Genomic DNA, 1592 nt, shown 5'->3' with positions numbered 1-1592 from the left:
CGGTCGAGGAGACTTCCACGCCCTGCCTGCCCAGCGGGTCCTGGTCCACCGCGATGACGTCCTTGTTCAGGTAGATCGCCATCGTCGCGGCGCTCGCGTTGCGCAGGTCGGTGCCGGCCAGCAGCGGCGCGGCCATCTGCGACCACAGCGAGAACTCGCTCTGGTCCTCGGTCGCGGACATGCCGTTGCCGACTTCCAGCATGTCGGGGTCATTCCACCCGCCGGGGCCCGCGTACTGCGCCAGCGCCACGTTCGAGTGGAAGATGCTCAGCATGCTGCCGAAGTTGGCGCTGATGTCGCTGGTGGTGCGCCACATGTTCCCGGTCTGCGCGCCCCAGGTCCAAACGCTGTCCACGCCCCACTCGCACAGCGCGAACAGGATCGGGCGGCCGGTGGCGGCCAAGGCGTCGCGCATCGCGTCGTACCGCTGCTGGGTCGGTTCGCTGCCACCGTTGCAGTTGTCATACTTGAGGTAGTCCACGCCCCAGGAGGCGAACAGGTTCGCGTCCTGCGTCTCGTGCCCCAGGCTGCCGGGGAAGCCCGCGCACGTGGCGGTGCCGGCCTCTTCGTAGAGTCCGAGTTTCAGGCCGAGGCCGTGCACGTAGTCGGCGACCGCCTTCATCCCGTCGGGGAACTTGTTCGGGTCGGCCACCAGGTTGCCGCTCGCGTCGCGGCTGCTGGTCATCCAGCAGTCGTCGATGTTCACGTACTGGTACCCGGCGGCCTTCATGCCGGAGGTCACCATGTACTGCGCGGTCTGCTCGACCAGCGACTCGCTGACATTGCAGCCGAAGGCGTTCCAGTCGTTCCAGCCCATCGGGGGAGTCAGCGCCAGCCCGTTCGACAGTGCCCGCGCCGGAGCCGAGGAGGACAGCAGTACGACCGGCACGACCGCGGCAGTCACCGCGGCGGCGCTCGCCGCCGCCAGCACGGTGCGCAGCCGGTGCATCCGAACAGACATTCTGACTCCCGAAGACACGGTCGTGGTCACGGTCGCGGGACAGCGCATCGAAGGCTGCCGTACTGCTGTATACCGCTCGGACATGCGGGGGGTGGACCGGTTGAGTCTCGCGTGGCGCGCGGCCGTCTCCCGGACAGGTCGAACGCGGCATCGACGCGCATGCGCGCGAGAAAGTTGCAGTGCGAGCTCGTACGCGCCCACTGTGACTTGGAACGTGGGTGTTGGCTCCGCACGGACCGGCGGATTCCAGCGATGACGGCTCTTCGAACTCAACCGCGGCCTTGCGTGCGGCTGTAGGCCCGTCCGCCGCCATGCGTCCGCCATGCGTCGGCTGACCTTGCGCTGTCAGCCATGGTCGAGTTCGAAGAGGGTGATGATCGCGACACGCGGTCGGCGCGGCCCGAAACCCGGCTTCCGGCTTACGAGACGATCTGCGCCGAACATGTAAATTTCGCCCTCCGGCCGCTCGCGAGGTGGGGATATGCCGCGTGGCCCGGCGTGCGGTTGACCTGCGCGCCGGTGTTCGTAGTTTGGCGCTCGCCGGAGTAGAGCCGACTGACGTGCCGACGCGCGCCTCGGCTGCGTCCCGGCCTCCACCACCTCCCACGAAAGGGCCGGCCCATGGCAAGAC

The 1592-nt window shown here is 68.2% G+C and carries 1 protein-coding gene; it reads right to left on the bottom strand.

Going from position 1 to position 1592, the window contains the following annotated elements:
- Positions 1-949, bottom strand: a 949-nt coding sequence (locus VGS97_RS29215; protein WP_414641880.1) for a glycoside hydrolase family 27 protein, incomplete at its 3' end; no start/stop codon positions are given.
- Positions 950-1592: the final 643 nt, after the last annotated feature.

The organism is Actinocrinis sp. (assembly GCF_035946395.1).
In the GTDB taxonomy this organism is placed as follows: domain Bacteria; phylum Actinomycetota; class Actinomycetes; order Streptomycetales; family Catenulisporaceae; genus Actinocrinis.
Note: the sequence above shows the minus strand (reverse complement) of the source record. Positions and strands in the feature narration are given on the sequence as shown.